The organism is Pseudaminobacter sp. Soil_N_29 (genome assembly GCF_057656055.1).
Genome location: NZ_JBDGLC010000004.1, coordinates 91,207 through 112,001, shown reverse-complemented (window position 1 = coordinate 112,001; position 20,795 = coordinate 91,207). Strand labels below are relative to the sequence as shown.

At 62.0% G+C, this 20,795-nt stretch carries 17 protein-coding genes; 6 read left to right on the top strand and 11 right to left on the bottom strand.

The genetic code is table 11. The features are described 5' to 3' along the window. Positions 1–4 precede the first annotated feature (4 nt). From sufC to AC3A4H_RS11250, 3 genes are all read right to left on the bottom strand, one after another. Positions 5–760, bottom strand: a complete 756-nt coding sequence (gene sufC / locus AC3A4H_RS11260; RefSeq protein WP_487766774.1) for a Fe-S cluster assembly ATPase SufC — start codon at positions 758–760, stop codon at positions 5–7. An 84-nt stretch (positions 761–844) separates the two neighbouring features. Next, positions 845–2,362, bottom strand: coding sequence for a Fe-S cluster assembly protein SufB (gene sufB, locus AC3A4H_RS11255; RefSeq protein WP_487766773.1), 1,518 nt, complete (start codon positions 2,360–2,362; stop codon positions 845–847). Between the two features lie 171 nt (positions 2,363–2,533). Further along, the gene (locus AC3A4H_RS11250; RefSeq protein ID WP_487766772.1) at positions 2,534–3,697 is read right to left on the bottom strand and encodes a cysteine desulfurase family protein; all 1,164 of its coding nucleotides are present in this window, start codon (positions 3,695–3,697) and stop codon (positions 2,534–2,536) included. Positions 3,698–3,927: 230 nt separating this feature from the next. Here AC3A4H_RS11250 and AC3A4H_RS11245 point away from each other — a divergent pair, with 230 nt between their 5' ends. Beyond that, positions 3,928–4,602 carry an alpha/beta hydrolase gene (locus tag AC3A4H_RS11245; protein ID WP_348779291.1) on the top strand — a complete coding sequence of 225 codons (675 nt, stop codon included), beginning with the start codon at positions 3,928–3,930 and terminating at the stop codon, positions 4,600–4,602. Positions 4,603–4,685: 83 nt separating this feature from the next. Here the strand turns inward: AC3A4H_RS11245 and AC3A4H_RS11240 are convergent, their stop codons facing one another. Further along, positions 4,686–5,810 (bottom strand): anhydro-N-acetylmuramic acid kinase, encoded by a 1,125-nt coding sequence (locus AC3A4H_RS11240; protein WP_487766771.1) that lies wholly within the window; start codon positions 5,808–5,810, stop codon positions 4,686–4,688. A 107-nt stretch (positions 5,811–5,917) separates the two neighbouring features. Between AC3A4H_RS11240 and tyrS the strand changes: the two genes are divergently transcribed. Further along, complete coding sequence (tyrS, locus tag AC3A4H_RS11235) at positions 5,918–7,171, top strand: tyrosine--tRNA ligase (protein ID WP_487766770.1); 1,254 nt, start codon at positions 5,918–5,920, stop codon at positions 7,169–7,171. Positions 7,172–7,219: 48 nt separating this feature from the next. Here tyrS and AC3A4H_RS11230 read toward each other — a convergent pair whose 3' ends face one another. Further along, positions 7,220–10,639 carry a YhdP family protein gene (locus AC3A4H_RS11230; RefSeq protein WP_487766769.1) on the bottom strand — a complete coding sequence of 1,140 codons (3,420 nt, stop codon included), beginning with the start codon at positions 10,637–10,639 and terminating at the stop codon, positions 7,220–7,222. Positions 10,640–10,734: 95 nt separating this feature from the next. Here AC3A4H_RS11230 and AC3A4H_RS11225 point away from each other — a divergent pair, with 95 nt between their 5' ends. Together AC3A4H_RS11225 and AC3A4H_RS11220 are read left to right on the top strand one after the other, a co-directional pair. Beyond that, entirely contained in the window at positions 10,735–11,202 is a 468-nt protein-coding gene (locus AC3A4H_RS11225; protein WP_348779287.1) for a peroxiredoxin, read from the top strand. 83 nt (positions 11,203–11,285) lie between these two features. After that, the gene (locus AC3A4H_RS11220) at positions 11,286–12,542 is read left to right on the top strand and encodes a M23 family metallopeptidase (RefSeq protein WP_487766768.1); all 1,257 of its coding nucleotides are present in this window, start codon (positions 11,286–11,288) and stop codon (positions 12,540–12,542) included. A gap of 50 nt (positions 12,543–12,592) precedes the next feature. On the opposite strand, the gene AC3A4H_RS11215 is transcribed toward AC3A4H_RS11220, so the two are convergent. The 6 genes from AC3A4H_RS11215 to AC3A4H_RS11190 all read right to left on the bottom strand — a co-directional run bounded on the left by AC3A4H_RS11215 (position 12,593) and on the right by AC3A4H_RS11190 (position 19,850). Continuing rightward, complete coding sequence (locus AC3A4H_RS11215) at positions 12,593–13,447, bottom strand: D-amino-acid transaminase (protein WP_487766767.1); 855 nt, start codon at positions 13,445–13,447, stop codon at positions 12,593–12,595. A gap of 139 nt (positions 13,448–13,586) precedes the next feature. Beyond that, on the bottom strand, positions 13,587–15,038 hold the full coding sequence (locus AC3A4H_RS11210; RefSeq protein ID WP_487766766.1) for a DUF1254 domain-containing protein: 1,452 nt from the start codon (positions 15,036–15,038) through the stop codon (positions 13,587–13,589). Positions 15,039–15,166: 128 nt separating this feature from the next. Further along, positions 15,167–16,957, bottom strand: a complete 1,791-nt coding sequence (locus AC3A4H_RS11205; RefSeq protein ID WP_487766765.1) for a metallophosphoesterase family protein — start codon at positions 16,955–16,957, stop codon at positions 15,167–15,169. Positions 16,958–17,019: 62 nt separating this feature from the next. Then, positions 17,020–18,045, bottom strand: coding sequence for an AI-2E family transporter (locus tag AC3A4H_RS11200; protein ID WP_487766764.1), 1,026 nt, complete (start codon positions 18,043–18,045; stop codon positions 17,020–17,022). 126 nt (positions 18,046–18,171) lie between these two features. Next, positions 18,172–18,756 (bottom strand): GDYXXLXY domain-containing protein, encoded by a 585-nt coding sequence (locus AC3A4H_RS11195; RefSeq protein WP_487766763.1) that lies wholly within the window; start codon positions 18,754–18,756, stop codon positions 18,172–18,174. Then, positions 18,753–19,850: a DUF2157 domain-containing protein gene (locus AC3A4H_RS11190; protein WP_487766977.1), complete on the bottom strand. Its 1,098-nt coding sequence runs from the start codon at positions 19,848–19,850 to the stop codon at positions 18,753–18,755. Before AC3A4H_RS11190 ends, AC3A4H_RS11195 begins: the two co-directional genes overlap by 4 nt. A gap of 232 nt (positions 19,851–20,082) precedes the next feature. Here AC3A4H_RS11190 and AC3A4H_RS11185 point away from each other — a divergent pair, with 232 nt between their 5' ends. Then, complete coding sequence (locus tag AC3A4H_RS11185) at positions 20,083–20,223, top strand: DUF1127 domain-containing protein (RefSeq protein ID WP_348779281.1); 141 nt, start codon at positions 20,083–20,085, stop codon at positions 20,221–20,223. 48 nt (positions 20,224–20,271) lie between these two features. Beyond that, positions 20,272–20,412 carry a DUF1127 domain-containing protein gene (locus AC3A4H_RS11180; protein ID WP_348779280.1) on the top strand — a complete coding sequence of 47 codons (141 nt, stop codon included), beginning with the start codon at positions 20,272–20,274 and terminating at the stop codon, positions 20,410–20,412. Positions 20,413–20,795 lie beyond the last annotated feature (383 nt).

Genomic DNA, 20,795 nt, shown 5'->3' with positions numbered 1-20,795 from the left:
TCACCTATGCGGCCTCTTCGATGATCCCGGCATAGCCGTTTTCTTCCAGCTCGGACGCGAGCGACTTGTCGCCCGACTTGATGACCTGGCCCTTGTAGAGGACATGGACCGAGTCCGGAACGATGTAGTCGAGCAGGCGCTGGTAGTGGGTGATGACGACGATGGCGCGATCTGGCGAACGCAGCGCGTTGACCCCATCGGCCACGATCTTGAGCGCGTCGATGTCGAGGCCGGAGTCGGTCTCGTCCAGAACGCACAGCTTCGGCTCCAGGAGCTTCATCTGCAGGATTTCCGCGCGCTTCTTCTCGCCGCCGGAAAAGCCGACATTCAGCGGGCGCTTCAGCATGCCCATGTCCATGCTCAGATCGCCGGCCTCACGCTTGACGCGCTTCAACAGCTCGGGGATGGTCAGGGGCTCCTCGCCGCGCGCCTTGCGCTGCGCGTTCATGGCCACCTTGAGGAACTCCATGGTCGCCACGCCCGGTATCTCCATCGGATACTGGAAGGCGAGGAAAACGCCCGCAGCCGCGCGCTCGGCCGGGTCCATTTCCAGGATCGACTGGCCGTTATAGAGGATCTCGCCCTCGGTCACTTCATAATCGTCGCGCCCGGCAAGCACATAGGAAAGCGTCGACTTGCCCGAACCGTTCGGGCCCATGATGGCGGCGACTTCGCCTGCCTTGACCGTCAGGTTGAGCCCGCGGATGATTTCCACGCCGCTTTCGGCAACCCGGGCGTGAAGATTTCTGATCTCAAGCATTAGTTCTTTTTCCAGTTCAGAGCGGCGCGCACTGCAGCGCCAAATTGTTTTCTTCGAAGGGGTTGCGGCTGATATTGCCGCGGATCACCCCACGCTTCCTTCGAGGCTGATGCCGATCAGCTTCTGCGCCTCGACGGCGAACTCCATCGGCAGCTCCTGGATCACGTCCTTGACGAACCCGTTGACGATCAGCGCGATCGCCTCTTCCTCGGGGATGCCGCGCTGCATCACGTAGAACAGCTGATCCTCGGAAATCTTGGAGGTCGTGGCCTCGTGCTCGAACTGCGCGGACGAATTCTTCGCCTCGATGTAGGGCACCGTGTGCGCACCGCAGCGGTCGCCGATCAGCAGCGAGTCGCAGTTGGTGAAGTTGCGCGCATTGGTGGCCTTGCGGTGCGCAGAGACCTGGCCGCGATAGGTGTTCTGCGAAAAGCCGGCGGCAATGCCCTTGGAGATGATGCGGCTCCGCGTGTTCTTGCCGAGGTGGATCATCTTGGTCCCGCTGTCGACCTGCTGGTAGCCGTTCGACACCGCGATCGAATAGAACTCGCCCTGGCTCTCGTCGCCGCGCAGGATGCAGCTCGGATACTTCCAGGTGATGGCCGATCCGGTCTCGACCTGCGTCCACGAGATCTTGGAGCGGTGGCCGCGGCAATCGCCACGCTTGGTGACGAAATTGTAGATGCCGCCCTTGCCCTGGGCGTCGCCCGGGTACCAATTCTGCACGGTGGAGTACTTGATCTCGGCATCATCCAGCGCGATCAGCTCGACAACCGCGGCGTGAAGCTGGTTCTCGTCGCGCTGCGGCGCGGTGCAACCTTCGAGATAGGAGACGTAAGATCCCTCCTCGGCGATGATCAGCGTGCGCTCGAACTGGCCGGTATTCTTTTCGTTGATGCGGAAATAGGTCGACAGCTCCATCGGGCAGCGAACGCCCTTTGGCACGAACACGAAGGACCCGTCGGTGAAAACCGCCGAATTCAACGTCGCGTAGTAATTGTCGGTCGTGGGCACCACCGTGCCGAGGTATTTCTGCACCAGCTCCGGATGCTCGCGGATCGCCTCGGAGATCGAGCAGAAGATCACGCCGGCCTTGGCCAGTTCCTCCTTGAACGTGGTGACGACCGAAATCGAGTCGAACACGGCATCAACCGCGACACGGCCGGACTTGTAGACGTTGTCGCCGGCTTCCTCGAACTCGCTCGGCTCGCCCTTCTGGACGCCAGCAAGAATCTCCTGCTCACGCAGCGGAATGCCCAGCTTCTCGTAGACCCTCAGCAGCTCGGGATCGACCTCGTCGAGCGAGCGCGGGCCCGACTGGCTCTTCGGCGCGGCGTAGTAGTGGATGTCCTGGAAGTCGATCTTGGGGTAGTCGACGCGCGCCCAGGTGGGCTCCTCGAGCGTCAGCCAGCGGCGGAACGCTCCCAGGCGCCATTCGAGCATCCACTCAGGTTCGTTCTTCTTCGCCGAAATGAAACGGATGATGTCTTCGTTCAGACCCTTGGGGGCCTTGTCCACCTCGATATCGGACTCAAATCCGTACTTGTACTGGTCCACATCGATCATGCGGACCTGTTCGATCGTCTCCTGCACAGCAGGCATCAGCGTTCTCCATCCTCGCCGGGGTCAAGGCCCGGCAGTTTTCAAACTATGGCACCGCGTGCGCGGCGTAAGTTCCATATAGTGCGTCCTGCCCGGAAATTCACCCGGAGAAGCGCCATCGACGCTTCCTGGACACACCGACTTCCCGGCCAAAGGCCGGATTTTTTCCGCCTACGCGGCTTGGGGCCTACCACCCCGTCGCGCAAGCAATTGCGTCAACGCCGCCACGAATTTCGACACGTCGTCATGCGTCGTGGCATGTCCGATCGAAACGCGCAGCGCGCCTTCGGTGCTCTCGTGCCCCATGGCCTTCAGAACATGGCTCGGGCCGACCTTTCCCGACGAGCAGGCGGAGCCGGCCGACAGGGCGACCGCCGCAAGATCGAATGCGATCTGCGCAGTTTCCGCCTTGATGCCAGGAACCGAAAAGAAGCTCGTATTGGCAAGACGCTCCGCGTTTCGCCCGAAAATTTCGGCATCCGGCGCGAGCGAAAGGATGGCGGCTTCCAGTTTGTCTCGCAGCGACCGGATCTCATCCATGCGAACAAGGGTGTCGGCTGCCTCTCGTGCAGCAGCACCGAAGCCGGCGATCGCCGCAAGGTTCTCCGTGCCTGCCCGGAAGCCTTTTTCCTGCCCGCCGCCTACGATCAGCGGTCGCGGCATCATCAGGTCCGACCCTGCAACGAAAGCACCGGCACCTTGCGGGCCGCCGATCTTGTGCGAAGACAGAATCAGGAAGTCCGCGTAACCCTCTGCAATATCGAGCGGAATTCGTCCGGCGGCCTGAACCGCGTCAACCACGAACACCCCGCCCGCCGCCTTCACGAGCTTGCTGATCTCGCGCAGCGGCTGGATCACGCCGGTTTCGTTGTTGGCGGCATGGATCGCCACCAGCGGCAGCCCCTCGGCCTTGTCATGCGCGTCGAGCGCGCGGGCAAGAGCCTCAAGATCGGCCACGCCGTTAGCGTCAACCCCAAACCTCACAATGCTCTCGGCGTCGAACCGTCCACCGCTCAACAGGCACGGATGGTCAGCCGCGCTGACATAGAGCTTCGCCATGCGCAGCGGCGCCCGACCCATCTGCCAGTGCGGTGTCAGCAGCGTGCTGGCAGCCTCCGTCGCGCCGGAGGTAAAGACGACGTGCTCCGGCTTGGCGCCGACCAGCATGGCGACGTCGCGGCGAGCCGCTTCGACCAGCCGCCGAGCCGCCCTGCCCTCGCCATGCACGGAGGAAGGGTTGGCCGATGCCTCGAGCGCAGCAAGCATTGCCGCGCGCGCCGAAGGCAGCAGCGGAGCACTTGCGTTGTAATCCATATAGGCGCGTGAAGCGGCCATTTGCGCTCGATCGGTCCTCTAAGCCAACATTCGGGCGGTGCGAACGTTATTTCCTTGAAATTACAAGGTCAGACGTCCTATCTACCCGGTTTGCCGAACAAGGTGGCCCAGCCACCAGTTTTGAACAGTTCTAAACTAGCTTGTAAGAACGTGCCCTGCGCCCGTCAAGGCCGGTTGCGGAATTGTTTCGGGTGGCAGTCAAGTTTTGCGCGAGTCAAGTGGAGTCATTCATGCCTGAGGTCATTTTCGCCGGTCCGGCGGGTCGTCTGGAAGGCCGCTACCAGCCGTCGAAAGAAAAGAATGCGCCGATAGCCATCATCCTGCATCCGCATCCGCAGTTCGGCGGCACGATGAACAACAAGATCGTCTACGACCTCTTCTATATGTTCCAGAAGCGGGATTTTACCACGCTGCGCTTCAATTTTCGCGGCATCGGCCGCAGCCAGGGCGAGTTCGACCATGGCACGGGTGAGCTGTCGGATGCCGCTGCCGCGCTCGACTGGATCCAGAGCCTGCATCCCGATTCGAAATCCTGCTGGGTGGCGGGCTATTCCTTCGGCGCTTGGATCGGCATGCAGCTGTTGATGCGCCGTCCCGAGATCGAAGGCTTCATCTCGGTCGCGCCGCAGCCCAACACCTATGACTTCTCGTTCCTGGCGCCCTGCCCGTCTTCCGGCCTGATCATCCATGGCGACGCCGACAAGGTGGCTCCGCCCAAGGATGTGCAAGGCCTGGTCGACAAGCTGCACACGCAGAAGGGCATCACCATCACGCAGAAGACCATTTCCGGCGCCAACCACTTCTTCGCCAATCATAGCGAGCAGTTGATCGACGAGTGCGCGGACTATCTGGACCGTCGCCTCGCCGGCGAACTGGCCGACCCGCGCCCAAAGCGCCTCCGGTAAGTTTTGCAGCCGAGATCGATTCCTCGGCTTCTGAAATGGCCCGACTTCTGTGCCACTTCGGCGGCTTGGACGAATAGTTCGTCCTAAGGCTTTGCCAAAATCCCGCCGCTGACCGCCTCCCGACATCCTGTCGTGGTCGGAAAGGTCAGCGGCAGGCCCTTCATGGAACGGACGGCCAGAAAAGCCCAGGCTTCCGCCTCGGTGGAATCGCCATCGAGGCCTGCGTCTTCGGCCACGATCACTTCGGCGCCCGTGTTTCTGGCGCCGCTAACCAGATCGCCCACGATGTGTGGGTTCTTGCGCCCTCCCCCGCAGACTATCCAGAGCTTTGGCGGCTTGGGCATGTGTTCCACGGATCTCAGGATCGCCTCGGCAGAAACTGCCGCCAGCGTGCGCGCGCCGTCCGACAACTCCAGACCAGCCATCGGCTCGAGCGTAAAATCGTTCCGGTCGAGCGATTTGGGCCCGCTTCGCCGGAAGAAGGGTGCCTCCATATATCGGGCAACCACGGCTTCGACGACACCGCCCTCGCTGCCGATCGTGCCGCCGGCGTCGTAAGGCACGCCGCCCTCGCGCTGAACCCATTGGTCGATCAGCGTATTGCCGGGGCCGGTGTCGAATGCGATGGGATCGCCGCTTCGGGGCACATAGGTGATGTTCGAGATGCCGCCCACATTCACGAAAGCGACCGGATGCCGCCCGGCCAATTCGCCGCGTAGCGAGGCGGCAAGCGCGGCGTGATAGGCCGGCACCAAGGGCGCACCCTGCCCGCCATGCTGCATGTCGTTGGCGCGCATGTCGTATACGACTGGGATGTTCAGCTCTCGCGCCAGCAGCGCGCCATCACCCAGTTGCACCGTGACTCCGAGGTGGGGCCGGTGCATCACCGTCTGGCCGTGAAAGCCGACCACTTCTGGCACGCCCCAGTCGCCGACGGCCGTCTTGAGGAATCTTTCCACCGCCTGCACGTGGCGAAGGGTGATCTCGCGTTCGAGCAGGGAGAGATCGCCCGGACGGTCCTCGCGCCTTTTGATGCCTTTCGCGGCTTCAAGAGACGCCTCGAGGCGTTGCCGGAACTCCGCCTCATAGGCCACGAACATCGAAGGGCCAAACTCGATGGACGCAACGCCATCGGTGCGCAGCATGGCGACATCTATCCCGTCCATCGACGTGCCGCTCATCAGCCCGATCGCGCAGATTGTCCCCATTTTTCCCGCCGTCCTTGTGATTCTCCGGTGTCGGATGCTAAACGGCGGCAAGCGCACTTGCCACGATCACATGCAAGCGCTCCAGTCACTCTCGGGAAACGAAAGAAATGTCCGCATTCAAGTCCGACTTCCTGCGCATCCTTTCCGAGCGCGGCTTCGTCCATCAGATTTCCGATGAAGCCGGCCTCGACAATCTGTTCGCGACGGAAACGGTCTCGGCATATATCGGCTTCGACCCGACGGCGCCGAGCCTGCATGCGGGCGGCCTGATCCAGATCATGATGCTCCACTGGATGCAGCAGACCGGTCACCGCCCCGTTGCTCTTATGGGCGGCGGCACCGGAATGGTCGGCGACCCGTCCTTCAAGGACGAGGCGCGCAAGCTGATGACGGTGGAGACGATCCAGTCGAACATCGACAGCATCAAGAAGGTGTTTTCGAACTACCTGACCTTCGGCGAGGGCGCGCGCGACGCGCTGATGGTCAACAATGCCGAGTGGCTGCGGCCGCTGAACTACCTCGAGTTCCTGCGCGATGTCGGCCAGCACTTCTCGGTTAACCGCATGCTGAGCTTCGATTCGGTGAAGCTGAGGCTCGACCGCGAGCACTCGCTGTCGTTCCTAGAATTCAACTACATGATCCTGCAGGCCTACGACTTCGTGGAGCTCAACAAGCGCTATGGCGTGCGGCTGCAGATGGGCGGATCGGACCAGTGGGGCAACATCGTCAACGGCATCGACCTTGGCCACCGCATGGGCACGCCGCAGCTTTATGCGCTGACCTCGCCGCTGCTCACCACCGCGTCCGGCGCGAAGATGGGCAAGTCGCTCAACGGCGCGGTCTGGCTCAACGCCGACATGCTGAGCGCCTATGACTTCTGGCAGTACTGGCGCAACACCGAGGACGCCGACGTAGAGCGCTTCCTCAAGCTCTACACCACCCTGCCGCTCGAAGAGATCTCCCGCCTGGCCAAGCTTGGCGGCGCCGAGATCAACGATGCCAAGAAGGTGCTGGCCACCGAGGTGACGGCGATGCTGCACGGCCGCGAGGCGGCCGAGCAGGCAGCCGAAACCGCGCGCAAGACGTTCGAGGAAGGTGCCTTTGCCGATACGCTGCCCACGATCGAGGTCGCGGGGGACACGCTCCAGGCCGGCGTCGGCATTCTGTCGCTTTTCGTGACTGCCGGCCTCGCCAGTTCCAACGGGGAAGCCCGCCGCCATATCCAGGGCCACGCGGTACGCCTGAACGACGAACTGGTGACGGATGAGCGTCGCGCGGTTACCACCGCCGACCTCACTTCGGACGGCGTTCTGAAACTCTCGCTCGGCAAGAAGAAGCACATTCTCGTGCGGCCGGTGTGAGGCCAGCTTCCGCCGGTCAAAAAAGGGCCCGCTTCGAGCGGGCCTTTTTTAATTGAACTCGAAGATAGACCGGAAGATGCCCGGCGCGATGACGGACAGCGGGTTGATCTGCAGGTTCGGCGACTTGGCATTGCCCTGCAGCTTGTAGGTGACGCCGATCAGGCCACGATCGCGACCGTTGCCGAGAATCGCGCCGACGATCGGGATTTCGCCGAAAATGCGGTTCAGGCCATAGGCGGGCATGAAGGTGCCGGTCATCGCCATGTTGCCGTTCTCGTCGTAGAGAGTGCCCTGGAAGGTGGTGCCAATGAGCGGACCGCGCAGCACGCCATTGCCGATCTTGAGATAGCCCTGGCCCTTCTCGATTTGCACCGAGCCGCGCTCGAACTGCACGCGCGACGTGTCGATGTCGCTCTTGACCGCCTGGTTGAGGCTGCGGCTGTCACCCGGCGGCGTAGTCGACACGATCGAAGCGAGCTTGGGTTCGTTCACGACCCAGAAGTTGCTGGCGTCGACCCGTCCTCGCAATGGGCCGCTTCCGTCGTCCGCCAGCGCAAGCTTTATCACGCCGCCCTGCATATGGTCGTAGATGTTGAGAAAGCGCAGCAACGCCCCCGCGTCGGCCGACTGCATCTGCAAGGTGCGCCGAGCGCCATCCGACGAATTCTGCATCGAGACCGCCCCGCCTGAGCCCGTGGCGGCCTGGACACGCAATGCGTCTACCTTCGAGGCCGCGCCGCTATAGCTCAGCGACACACCGGAAAGCCGCTCCCCGCCAAAGCCGGTGACGGAGTTGACGTCAAGATTGACCGAGACGGGTGTATTCCCGCCGGTCGGGCCGCTGCCGGAGCCGGCATCGGAGGTGAACTGTTTGATCACCGGTCGGGCATCCAGCGCATCGCCAACAATATCGATCGCATAGCCTTTGCCCGCGCGCTTTACCGAGACCGCGACCGAGTCGCCACGGTTGAGCTGAACAGTACCGAAGCGAGCCGACGAAAAATTGCCGTCGGCCAGTGTCACCGTGCCGCCGAAGGCGAAGGACTTGCCCTCGAGCTTGAAGTCCGAAAGCGTCGAAACGCTGTTGGACTTATCCATCTTGAAGCTCGCATTGGCCGCGATGCCCGGCCCCTTGGACCAGCCGATCCAGGGAATCTCCAACCTCGCATTGGTGAGGTCGGCGGAGACGTTCTGGCTCCCGTCAGCGCCGGCCTCGAGATTGACCTTCACCGTGCCCGACATGAGGTTCGACAGTCCCGGGGCGATGGTGTCGCGTGCCTTGTCGTCGAGCACCAGCTGCACATTTCGCTTTCGCGCCGGACCGTCCTTGCCGAGCGGCTCCACCAGCGCAATCTCCGCCGGCACGCCGTTGAGCTTGGCCCTCGCGCTGATCACCGCCTTGTTTGGCTCGATTGTGATAGTGCCGTCGGCATCGCTGACCTTGTGGCCCTGAAAGGGCTTGGCAAGCGACAGACCGACATAATCGAGCACTACGCGCCAATCGAGCCGCTCGGACGCGATACCTTTCTGCAGGGGAATGTCGGCCTTCACATTGCCTGCAACCCTGCCGCTGAACTCGTCGGGCGACATGCCAACGAAGCGCATCGCATTGATCGGATCATAGGTCGCAAGCTCGGCTACGGCGTCGGCATCACCTGCCACATCGAGATCAAGTTCGCCGATCAAGGGCGGCCGGTTGGCTTTCTCGATCCGAAGCTTTCCATTGCTGGCATCGACGCTGCGGCCGCTGGCAAGGTAGACGGTTCCAGACGTCAGCGCGATATCGACATCATTGCCATTGAACTCGACGACCCCGATCGCATCACGCACGGGCGGGATCACGCCGGTCGTATCGAAGCGCGTGCCTTCCACCTTGAACCGTCCCGAAACCTCGTCGGCCGTCAGGGGAACGCCGTTGCCCAGCCGGTTTGGAGGAACATTGAATTTGAGGGTGGCATCCGCAACGCGCCCGCCGAACAGGCGGTCCATTACCCAATTGCGCGCGCCCTTTGCCGCGAACCAGGGCCACAACTGCTTCACATGCGAAACCTGCATATCCTGAACATGGAGATCCAGCGAAATGCCCGGGGCGCCCTTGCCGGGCAGTTCGAGGGATGCTGTGCCCACGGCCTCTCCGGAGCCGCTCCTGATCGCAATCTGGTCAGCAGTCAAAACCGAGGTATCGGCATCGAATGTGCCGCCAATACGGGCCAGGAAATTGAGCGCGGGTTCGGGCGAATCCTTCGGAGCAAGTCTTGCGGCCGTGCTGACAAGCTCGAAGCGATAGACCGGCTTTTCGCCGGGCGCCCCACTGGGCGGGCGCGGGCCGAACGCGCCGTTGAATTCGAGATCCGAGCGGCCTGCGGCCACCCGCAATCGATCGATCTCAAGCTTGCCGGATCCGCCGAGCAGCGTGGCGTCCAGGTCGACCTTGCCCTTGAAGCGGTCAGAATTGCCGAGATCGAGTTCCAGATCGTCCAGCTTCAGGGAAGCAGTCAGCCTGTCGGGCTCTGCGCCGGTGCCTTCCTGGCCCGACAAGACGAGGTCCAGATTGTCAAGCGCGCTGGTGCTTTCCGCGGCCGCTGCCGTCGCAAGGCGACGCTGCCAGGGCGCCGCGGCCACGGATTTTCCCGAAATATCAAGCGCAGCAATGCGCCCTGTCTCCGCATCCCGCGACGAAGATGCGGACAGCTGGAGCCTTCTGCCATCCAGATCGATATCTGCGGAGAAGACCAATTCGCCCGGACCGGCCGCCCGCAATTTTGCACGGTCGATCCTCAGCACGCGTAGCTGCTGCCCTTCGGGAAGAACGAATTCCACATTCTTCAGTTCGATCTGGCTCGTGGAGCCGACTTCGAGGGCATCGAAGCCGCGATGAACCTCGTCGAAGATCGCGCGTGCCAGCTTGTCGGGATCGATCAGCCCCTGCTCGTTCTTCAGAATGCTGGTCCAGTCGCCTTTATCGCTCATCGGCAGCGTGGAGGCGGCAAAGCGGGCGTCGGAGATCGACACGCTTCCGAGCCGGATATTGCCGCCTATGAGCGGCAGGAAACGAACGCCAAAGCGAACCGTGCCGGCTTCCACGACCGGCGCGCCGTCGGCCGTCTTGAGGCCGACATCGCGAACCTCGAGTGCGAGAAGGCTTGAGCCGTCGATGGAAATGCTTGCCGGTCCCAGCGAGGCATCGATCGGGATGCCCGCAAAGGCGCCGATTGCTCTTTCCGCCTCGGCGCGCAGTGGTCCCACGCCCACCCCGGACAGGCCGACGAGGTAAAGCAGCGCCACGGCGAGAAAGATCAGCAGCGCCGACGCGGCCGCCGTGCCGAACAGCATCTTTCCTGCACGTTTTCCGAACCGAACGCCTTTGCCACAAGTCTTTTCTCTCAGCGCCGAGGGGAAGGCACCGAGATCCGCGATCTCATCACGTCGGAATCGAATTTTTTCGTGTTTTTTTACGCCGTGCTCCAAACGATGTCCTGTTACAGCATATCGATCGTGGACGAATCCGCGTCCGACATTATATGTCTGGCGCTCCGCGCGTAACCTCAAACAAGGGCATTGATATGGCCGAACTTTCAACGGGGCAGGATGCTCCGGAATTCGACTTGCCACGCGACGGTGGCGGCAACTTGTCGCTTTCGGAACTGAGGGGCAAGAAGGTGGTGCTCTATTTCTACCCCAAGGACGATACCAGCGGCTGCACGACCGAGGCGATCGATTTTTCAAGGCTGAAGGCCGAATTTGAGAGCGTCGGCGCTGTGGTGGTCGGCATGTCGCCCGACAGCGTCAAGAGCCATGACAAGTTCAAGTCAAAGCACGATCTGTCGGTCGAACTGGCCTCTGACGAAGAGCGGAAGACGCTGGAAGCCTATGGCGTCTGGGTCGAGAAGAGCATGTACGGCCGCAAATATATGGGCGTCGAGCGCTCCACCTTCCTCATCGGGCCGGACGGCAAGATCGCCAGGATCTGGCGCAAGGTGAAGGTGCCGGGCCACGCCAATGAAGTGCTGGAAGCCGCGCGCGCCCTCTGAGTCCGGTAGCCGCTCTGCCGAAAAGCTTTGTTAACCCTAACATTGTGTAATCGATCCAGTCGTAAGTGGCGTGGATCGGTTCAGTGAAGCAAGAAGCGACGGTTTTCGGCAGACGCAAACAGCCGCACACTATCATCATCGCTCGCGGCGACGAGATCAGGCACTTCACCATAACGCCTTGGGCCGCGTCCTTCATCGGCTCGGCCGTGGCTGCCGTAGCCATCGGCTACCTGCTCGCAACGTCCTATCTGGTTCTGCGCGACGATCTCATCGGCGCCGCTACAGCGCGCCAGGCGCGCATGCAGCAAGCCTATGAAGACCGCATTTCGGCTTTGCGGGCCCAGGTGGACCGCATCACCAGCCGGCAACTGCTTGATCAGCAACTGGTCGAAAGCAAGGTCACCGAACTGCTGGAGCGGCAGGCGCAGCTCAGCAAGCGGCACGGTCGCATCGCCCCGCTTCTCGAGAAGGCCGGTGCCACGGGCAATGAGCAGCCAGCGGCAGTTCCCTTGCCCAACATCAAGCCGGAAATCCGTGCAGGCCTGAGCAGCGGAAACGGAGCACCCGTGCTGGCCCTGGCCTTCGGCGGAGCGGGAGCGACGCCGCCGAGCATCGCTGCGCTTGAGCAGGAAACAAGTGCCGACCGGGCGGATCGCCTTTTCGCAACCATCAACAAGTCGCTGCGCACGATCGAAAGCGAGCAGCTGGAGCGCATCAATTCGTTGACGGAAAGCGCATACCAGACGGCAGACGCGATCAGTGAGGCTCTGGAGGCCGCGGGGCTTCCGGTCGACGGCGAGTTCGGGCAAAGCGGCGTCGGCGGCCCGTTGATTGCGCTGGAAAGCCCCGCACTGTTTGAAACCAAGGTCAAGGAACTGGACCAGACCCTGGAGAGGCTCGACGGCGTAAAGGAAAGAGCGCGCAAGCTGCCGATTGCCAACCCTGCCCCGGGGCGCTCCATTTCCAGCACGTTCGGCGTGCGAAACGACCCGCTGCTTGGCACCCCTGCCCTGCACTCCGGCATGGATTTTCGCGCCCCGGAAGGCTCGGATGCGCGCGCCACGGCTGCCGGCGTCGTGGTCAAGGCCGGCTGGAACAGCGGCTACGGACGCATGGTAGAGATCGACCACGGCGACGGCCTTTCCACGCGCTATGCGCATCTCAGCCGCATCAAAGTCAGGACAGGCCAGACAGTGGCCATTGGCGACGTGGTTGGAGCAGTCGGCAGCAGCGGCCGCTCGACGGGGCCGCATCTCCATTATGAGGTGCGGCGCAACGGCGAAGCGGTCAACCCGCTGCGCTTCCTGAAGCTCGGTAAAGAGGTCGGGCGCTATCTTTGAGTTAGCCCCACCCACGGCTCACGGCCCAGTGAAAGCAACCAGCGTCGTGTTCAGATCGCCGAGTTGAGGCTTGCCTCGATATAGGCCTGGCGAAGGCGTGTCGCGACTGCGCCCGGCTCTCCGCTGCCCAGCACGGTCCCGTCGATCTCCACCACCGGACACACGAAGCCGGTGGCCGAAGTGGTGAACGCCTCGGCGGCCTTCAGCGCTTCCTCGACCGTAAACGGGCGCTCCTCCACCTTCATTTGCAGCTCACGCGCACATTCAAGAACGGCAGCACGGGTGATGCCGGCCAATATGTCGCTGGACAGGTCGCGCGTGACGATCGTGCCTTCCCGCGTCACGATATAGGCGTTGTTGGAGGTGCCTTCGGTGACCATGCCGTCCTGCACGAACCAGGCGTCGTCTACGCCGCGTGCATGGGCTTCCATCTTTGCCATCGACGCATAGAGCAACTGAACCGTCTTGATGTCGCGCCGGCCCCAGCGAAGGTCGTCGACCGTGACCACGCGCGCGCCGCGCCTGGCCTCCGCGTTCTCCAGCAGAGACCGCGCCTGCGTGAACAGGACAAGTGTCTGCGGCGTGGACTTGGGGAAGAGGAACTGCCGGTCGGCAGCCCCGCGCGTTATCTGCAGATAGACGAGGCCCTCCACCAGCGAGTTCTTCTCCACCAGCGCCCGATGAATTGCCAAAAGCTCTTCGTCGGAACAGGGCATTTCCAGCGCCAGCTCGTTGAGCGAGCGTCGCAAGCGGCGCAGATGCCCGGCAAAATCGATCAGCTTTCCGTTCAGCACCGAGGTCACCTCGTAGACACCGTCAGCGAAGAGGAAACCTCGATCGAATACGGAAACTTTGGCCTCGGTTTCGGCCACATAGCTCCCGTTCACATAGACTGTGCGTTCCATAGACTCACTCGCTGACGACGATCCTGCTGGAAAACTAGAACAACAGACGGCCGGAGGGAATGATCCGCTTGTGGCAACGCCATAAAGAGCGACGGCATCGTGGGTGACGCCGCCGCCAAATTCTCTGACACCGCTTGACCTACTCGCTGTTGGATCCCGAGGCACCTACCTGCGTGACCGACGGCGGCGACCACCTGCCGGTGAGCGCATCAGACCGAGGAGCGTATAGCCGCATTGTCAGGTTGAACGGGCCCTTCGGTGCGGGCAGCCAGTTGGCTTCCTTGTCCTGACCGGGGCTTTCGTTCTGGAAATAGAGGTCCAGCGAGCCATCCTCATTGTGCTTGAATGGCATCCAGCTGCTGACGGCAAAGCGATTGAGCGGATTTGCCACCTGATAGCCATCGCTGTCGTAGAGCGTGATCGACCAGAAGGCATCAACCGGTGGCGCGGCGCCCTTGTCGAAGTGAATAGTATAATTGTTCGCGCCATCCAGTGGCTTGCCGGTGTTGTCGGCCAGGTTCAGCGGGTAGATAGCATCCTCGGGCAGGTTCGCGCCGAGGCCGAACTGGGCGACGATGGCACGCTTGAGATAGTAGTTGCCGTAGACGCCCATCGTGTCGGTGTTCATGGACCAGCCATTCACGACGCGCGCCAGCGTCGGCACTTTCCAAGCCATCAATTGCTGCGCATCCTTGGGCGCGCTCTCAAGGGCGCTACGAACCGCCGGATCGAGCTTCCCGAAGTCAAAGCTCTTGCCGGGTTCGATACCGATCTTCCTTATCTGCGCGACAATCGGCTGGTCGGTGATGTGAGGCGGAACCTCCTTGAGAAGCTCGGCCGCACGAGTGAAGTACTTTTCGACCGACATCGTGTCGACCTGGACCTTCGGCGGCGTGTTCATGTCGACATTGGGATCGATCTTTCCCTCGACCGGCTTGTCGGTCTTGTTCCATCCCGACAGCGGGGTGATCTTGAAGCCCGCCTGGATCTTGTGGACAGCATCGTAGTCCTGCGGCCCGTCTGTCTTTGTCCGGCCGATGATCCAGACCACCGGCGTCGGCGCCGCGATATGCTGGATGTCCTTCGGCAGTTTGAACTCTGCGATCACTTCTCTCAGGTTCGGACGCCACCCCGGCGGCGTGACCAGGAAGTTTCCTTCCTTGGTGCCTGTCGTCCGCCAACCGGGCGAGGCAAACACGTCGGTCCACATGTCCAGCATCGGCAGGAGATAGTACCTCCCCCCGGTGTCAGGCACGGAAACGACCATCGGCTCCTTAGCCAGATCCAGCCAGGCAACTGAGTAGAGCGTATCGAAATTGGGGCGCACCACGGTCCTCATATCGGCGGGCGGGTATGTGGGCACGTTGGCGAACGTGTTCATCGGCGCCTTGCCGAGTTCCGTCGGGTGTTCGACGTTGACGGACTGCTGCCGTGTCACGTCCATCGTGATCAGGGGATAGAAGTAGAGGTAGGCATCGACCGCTATGGCGTGGGCCTCCTCTTCGGTGACGCTGTCTTGCGCGCTGGCGGGCACAGCCAGCAAAGCGAGCGAGCCGGCCAAGACCAGCCCGGAAAGAACAATGCTCTTCATGGCAACGCTCCCTGTTCGGGTTCGCGCAGAAACTATCATGGCGGGTCGGAAGCACTTTTGAGTCGGGTCAAAGAGCGTTCGCTGCACGAAAATGTGTAGCCCGCCGGACAAGCGGCTAATCGCCTTCCCTACCCGGCGGCCAGATCGGCGGTGCTACGCTCTCCACGGATGACGACGCGTTCGGGCGTAAGCAGCCGCAACAGGCCGTCTTCGCCAACCGCGAGGTGGTGAATGTAGAAGGCGGTGTCGACTGCGTCGGAATGCATGACCGGAGACGGGGCCGAGACGATTGGCAGCCCGCCGCATTCGCCGATCCAATCGATATGACGATGCCCGTGCATGAGGATGGCTTTGCCCGAAAGGGACTGCATGCGGCGCACGAACCACTTGCCGTTGATGAGCGCGGTGCCGATGCGTTCGGAGAGTTTCTTGGCCGCCCAGGGATACTCGACCACATGGTGGTGCAGTGCCACGATCCAGCAAGCGTCCGGATATTCGGCGCAGGCGATCTCTATGCCGCGCATCTGTCCAGCCGAGATCATGCCGAGTGCATTGGTGAAGGAAAAATGCGTATCGGCATTCGAGTTCAGCAGGATTATCCCCAGCGCCTCGCCCGGACGCGGCGGCACGACCATCGGAAACGCCCTGGCCCAGACTTCCGGTATCGTGTTGGAGAGACGCGGCCTGGCCTCATCGGCAAATATGCTCATTTCGGCCATATGCGGCTGCAGGGCGCCCTCAAGGGTGAGGCCGAGGCGTCCTTCCTCCAGATCCACTACATGGGCTCGTTTCCCCTGAAGGGAAATCATTGCAGACAAGGCGCGGATCTGGCGCAACCGTCGGTTCGGGCTCGTGGGCAGGTCCATGCGCGCCGGATTGGCGCGATCGACGATGTTGAGATCGTGATTTCCCGGCAGCATCAGAACCCGGTCGACCAGACGAGGATGCGCGGCAACTGCATCGAGGAACTCGGCCCACTCCGTCGATACGCCGGCATCGGTCATGTCGCCGGTGACTAGGATCGCGTCGAGCCGCTCGGCCGCGTCGATTTCGTCTAGCCGGTTCAGGATTCTTTTCAGCCGATCGTTTCCGCGCGCGCCCGCTCTGCCGCTCTCGATGCGGAAGCCATAGCGTTCGCCCACGACATGCACGTCCGAAAGATGCGCAACGCGCCACCTGCGCGCGCCAGGAGGCGCAGTGTCGAAGCGCTCAAGGTTGCGAGGCTGGGCCATGGTGGCGTCGGCGAAGCCCCAGAACAGAGCGGCCACCGCCAGATATGCCGAGACCAGCACTATACTGTTTGCCAGGGCAACGATCGCCACCCTGCTCCAGGAGCTTATCTCGGAGATATCCGCAAAGAGGTGTGCGCTCGGCCAGGCGAGCCAACATGCCAGCAGCGCCAGGGCGCAGACCAGCACGCCGGCCACCGCAGACATCACCGCGCGCAATCTGGACCGGGTAGCGGCGGTGGAATTCCGCGCGAAAAGCCTTTCGGTAAGTTGGTTCAGAGCTTCGCGGAAGGCTGCATAAGCCGGTTGCACGACGACGGCGTTCAAGGACCAAAAATTCCTCTCGGTCATGCGTAACAGCGCCCGCCAGCCGAACCAGCCAGCCGCGATGATGGCGGCCAGAACAAGCAGCGACCAGAAGCCGATGACGAGCGACGCGATCTTCACGGAGAAGGTCACGACCCAGGATGAGACGATAATGGGCGCGAGGCCAAGCAGAAGGCCGGGCACGACGAGCAGCAATATCCAGGCCAGAATGAGCTTCGGCAGGCTGATTTCCAGCAGCAGGCTTCCCGCGAGCGAAAGCAGCGAGCGGCGCTTGGGGCTGGAGGCGTCGTCTTCGATATCGCCGAAGCGGGGATCGATGACCGGTCCCGCGGCTTGTCCGGCTGTCGCTGGCTCATCTGTCATGGCAGAACCGGCCCCTGTCGAAGGTTGCACGCTACCGCAGTCAGATCGTTATTGCCCAGTACCTAGGGCGCCTTGCCCGACAAGAGGATGGCCAGCCAACGGGTAGACGGATAACGGGCGCAAAGCGAAATGACGCTGATCATGATAGGGACGCCGATGAACGCCCCGGTGATCCCCCACAGAAAGCCCCAGAAGAAGACGGCGAAGACCACCGCCAGCGGCGAAATGGCCAGCGCCGCACCTGCCACCAGCGGCTCTAGATAGTTGCCTATCAGGAACTGGATCAGGGTCAGGCCGATAACCACGAACACCACTGCCTGCCACGTGTCCAACTGGGCCATGGCAAACAGCGCCGGAAGCAGCGTCGCCACAAATGGCCCGATGAAGGGAATATAGTTCAGCGCGAAGGCGAGAAGCCCCCAACCTGCCGCCGGCTCGACCCCGGTAAGCCATGCAAAACCCCAGACCAGAAAGCCGGTGAGTACGCTGAGCTGGGTTCGCACCAGCATGTAGCGCCGAAATTTGGCTCCGATTTCGGCCGCGGCTTCGAGAAGCGCAGGGCCATTGTCCTTTTCGAGCAACGCGATCTTCCGGCGGATCTGGTCGACCTCCATCAGTTGCAGCATCAGGAAGATGAAGACCAGAACGCCGAATCCTGCGAGCTGGTTGAGGCGCAAGGCAACCTGCTGGAACATGCGCAGCAGCCACACGGCATCGAAACGCTCGGCGATAACGCCGGCCACGAATATGCCGTGCTCTTCGAGCCAGTCCGTCAGCTGAGCATAGAGCGTCTGAAACCGCTGCACATTGTTTTGCAGCCAGACCGCGATCGAGCTCAACGCCCAGGCCACGATGGAAGCGAAGACCAGCACGACGATGGCCGTGAGTGCGAGCGTGATAAAGAGCGCGACGCCCTTGGGGAGCCATCTCTGCAGCGCATCTTGCAGGGGCCAGACGATGGCCAGGATGAAGATGGCGAAAGTGATTGGCGCGAAGATAGAGCCGGCGAAATAGAGCGCTGTGGTGCCAAGGATCGCGGTACAGACCGCGAGCATGGCGCGGATCTGCCGATCCCTTGCCATGGCCATGAGCGTCGGCCCCTTGCCCGTGGGGATAAATCCTCCCATAAAATTTAGCGTACTCTGTCAGATAGTTGAGATCAACGCACCGCAAACTGGGCGGGGTGAACCCGCCGCAGAAGGCCGCGCCTTGGGCTAGTAAAGCGGCTCGGAAAACAGCAGCTTGTCCCCGTCCATCAGTCCCTTGATCTGCAGCGTGCCATCCTTGGCGACGGCGGCGAGGATGCCGAAACTGCGTACGCGCATGTCTTGCTCTATCGCCCGCCCCTCGCCTTCCGGCAGATAAAAGCGACCGATGCCATAGTCGACATGGACGGCAGCATCCCTGTCGAGCGACCAGCGGGAAAGGACGGTGCCCCGCACCTCCACCTGCCCTGCCGCGGGCGGGGCCGCGAATGCCTCGCCCAGCACGGCCGCAATGGGATGCCAGAAGCCGTTCTCGCCCTTTTCGAGGCGCACGCGCACAGGCCCGCCATCCGCCAGCCGTGAGCCCTCAGGCAGGTTTTCGATCATCTTCACCGGCACGGTCGAGATGTCGTAGCCGAGGCTGACATAGTCCCCGCGCAGGAGGTCGCGCGGGTCGACCGGCTCGACCCTGAGCAGGACTTCTTGTCCATTGCGCAGGATTGCGGCGCGCGAAGCGATGATCCAGGACAAGAACCCGATCTGAAGGAGCGCAAGCACGATTGCGGTGACTACAAGCCTGTTTCTGGACATCACGCTGCTCCCGCGCTGGCCCGGATGCGTCTTTCCACCCGGATGATGACGATGGCGATGATGCCCAGCACAGCACCCGAGGCCAGGAAGAAACCTGCCGTACCGAGCATGGTGCTGATCGTCACGGCATAGATGAAGCAGAGTTCGAGGCCGAAGCCCGTATAGGCGACCGTGCGAAGCGCGCGGCTTTCACGACCGGCAGAATAAAGCGCGGCCGCGATGCCGGCGAAGACCACGACGGCCGACATGGCCAGCCGCCCGGCATGATCGATCTGATTTAACTGGACCAGTGCGAGTCCGGCGAGAAAGCCGATCAGGCAATGAACCTGCAGCCGGCCTCCAAGGCGTGCCACAGCTTCCACTGGCGCCGGCCAAAGGCAAGCCAGTGCGAACAGCGCCGCCGCAACCAGTGCAAGGCCGATGCCCGTTCCCGTCACGTCGTGGTGCAACGCCAACAAGCACGCATACAATATCAGCGACAGCAGGATCACGTGACGCGCCACCCGGCTCCGCGTCCAATAAGACGCAAGCCACACCACAAGCGCTATCACCGGGTAGAAGTTGAGACGAAGGAGGTTGCCATCGTCAAATCCGACGATCGCGAGCCAGGCGGCGCCGATCGCGGCTGAGGCTATGGTAAGTGGTTCAGACCTCAGCACCACCGCCGCCAGCACGGTGCCGAAACACCAGGTCAGCATGGCCGAACTTTCATCGCCCGGCAGGTGATACATCTGCCCGATCAACGCGATCGAGCCCCCGAAGGCAGCGGCCGCCACCAGCCACAACGCTTCGCCAATGGCTTCCTGTCCGCGAGATTTCACCACCGCCCCGCCGATATAGCCGGCAAGGATGATCGCAAACAGCCCGGCCACCCGAACGAGCCTGGGGATCTCTTCCCAATTCGCCGCGACGAGAAGAAGTATGGCGGCGCCCAGAAGCAGGGCCGCCATGACCGCCAGGATAAAACCGAAGCTGAACAGGCGGCTTTCGTTCGCCTCGACATCGCGCCTGATTGCCTCGGCCGTGGAGGCGTCTATCAGCCCCTTCTCAGCCCAGCGCGCAATGTCCCGTTTCACGCGCGACGAATAACCTGCCAATTCACTCACCCAAGCCTCTCTGCGGCAAAACGACCGCCATTCAAGCCCTTGTTGTCACAGGATTTTTAACATTCGGTCACATTTGCGCCGCAGGCACTAAAACCGATTAATGTTGCAATGCACAAAACGCATTGCTGCCATGCACCAACAGCCCTTCCAAATAGATACGGCCCAGCCTATCTACGCCTCGTAAACAGCGATTGAAGAAAACGAACCGAAGACGAGCACGAAGATGAACCTGATCCGCAATTACCGCAACTGGCGCCGCTACCGTGACACCGTTTCCGAGCTGAGCCGCCTTTCGAACCGCGAGCTCAACGACCTCGGCATCAGCCGTGGCGACATTCCTCAGGTGGCGCGCAAGTCGATCTAATTTCCAGGCCGTCAGGCCACGTCCGTACGAAAAAGAAAGCAAGAAAAAATGAATATTCTACGCAATTTCCGCAACTGGCGCCGCTACCGTGAAACCGTTTCCGAGCTGAGCCGCCTTTCGAACCGCGAACTCAACGATCTCGGCATCAGCCGCAGCGAAATCCACTCGGTGGCGCGCCGCTCGGTCTAACGGAATTTCGTCGGCACCTACCTCCTCCCGGGTTCCGACGAATAAGGTCAGCGTTCATCCTCCTCCCGATCGCTGACCACCCTAACGGCACCCGCCGAACCTCCTCCCTCGGCGGGTGCTGTCTCCAGGGTTTCGCCCCCTTAAAACGGCGAAAGGAATTTCGTCGGCGCCTACCTCCTCCCGGGTTCCGACGAATAAGGTCAGCGTTCATCCTCCTCCCGATCGCTGACCGCCTCTAACGGCACCCGCCGAACCTCCTCCCTCGGCGGGTGCTGTTCTTTCCAGGGCCTTCGCACCCTTAAAATGGCGAAAGGAATTTCGTCGGCGCCTACCTCCTCCCGGGTTCCGACGAATAAGGTCAGCGTTCATCCTCCTCCCGATCG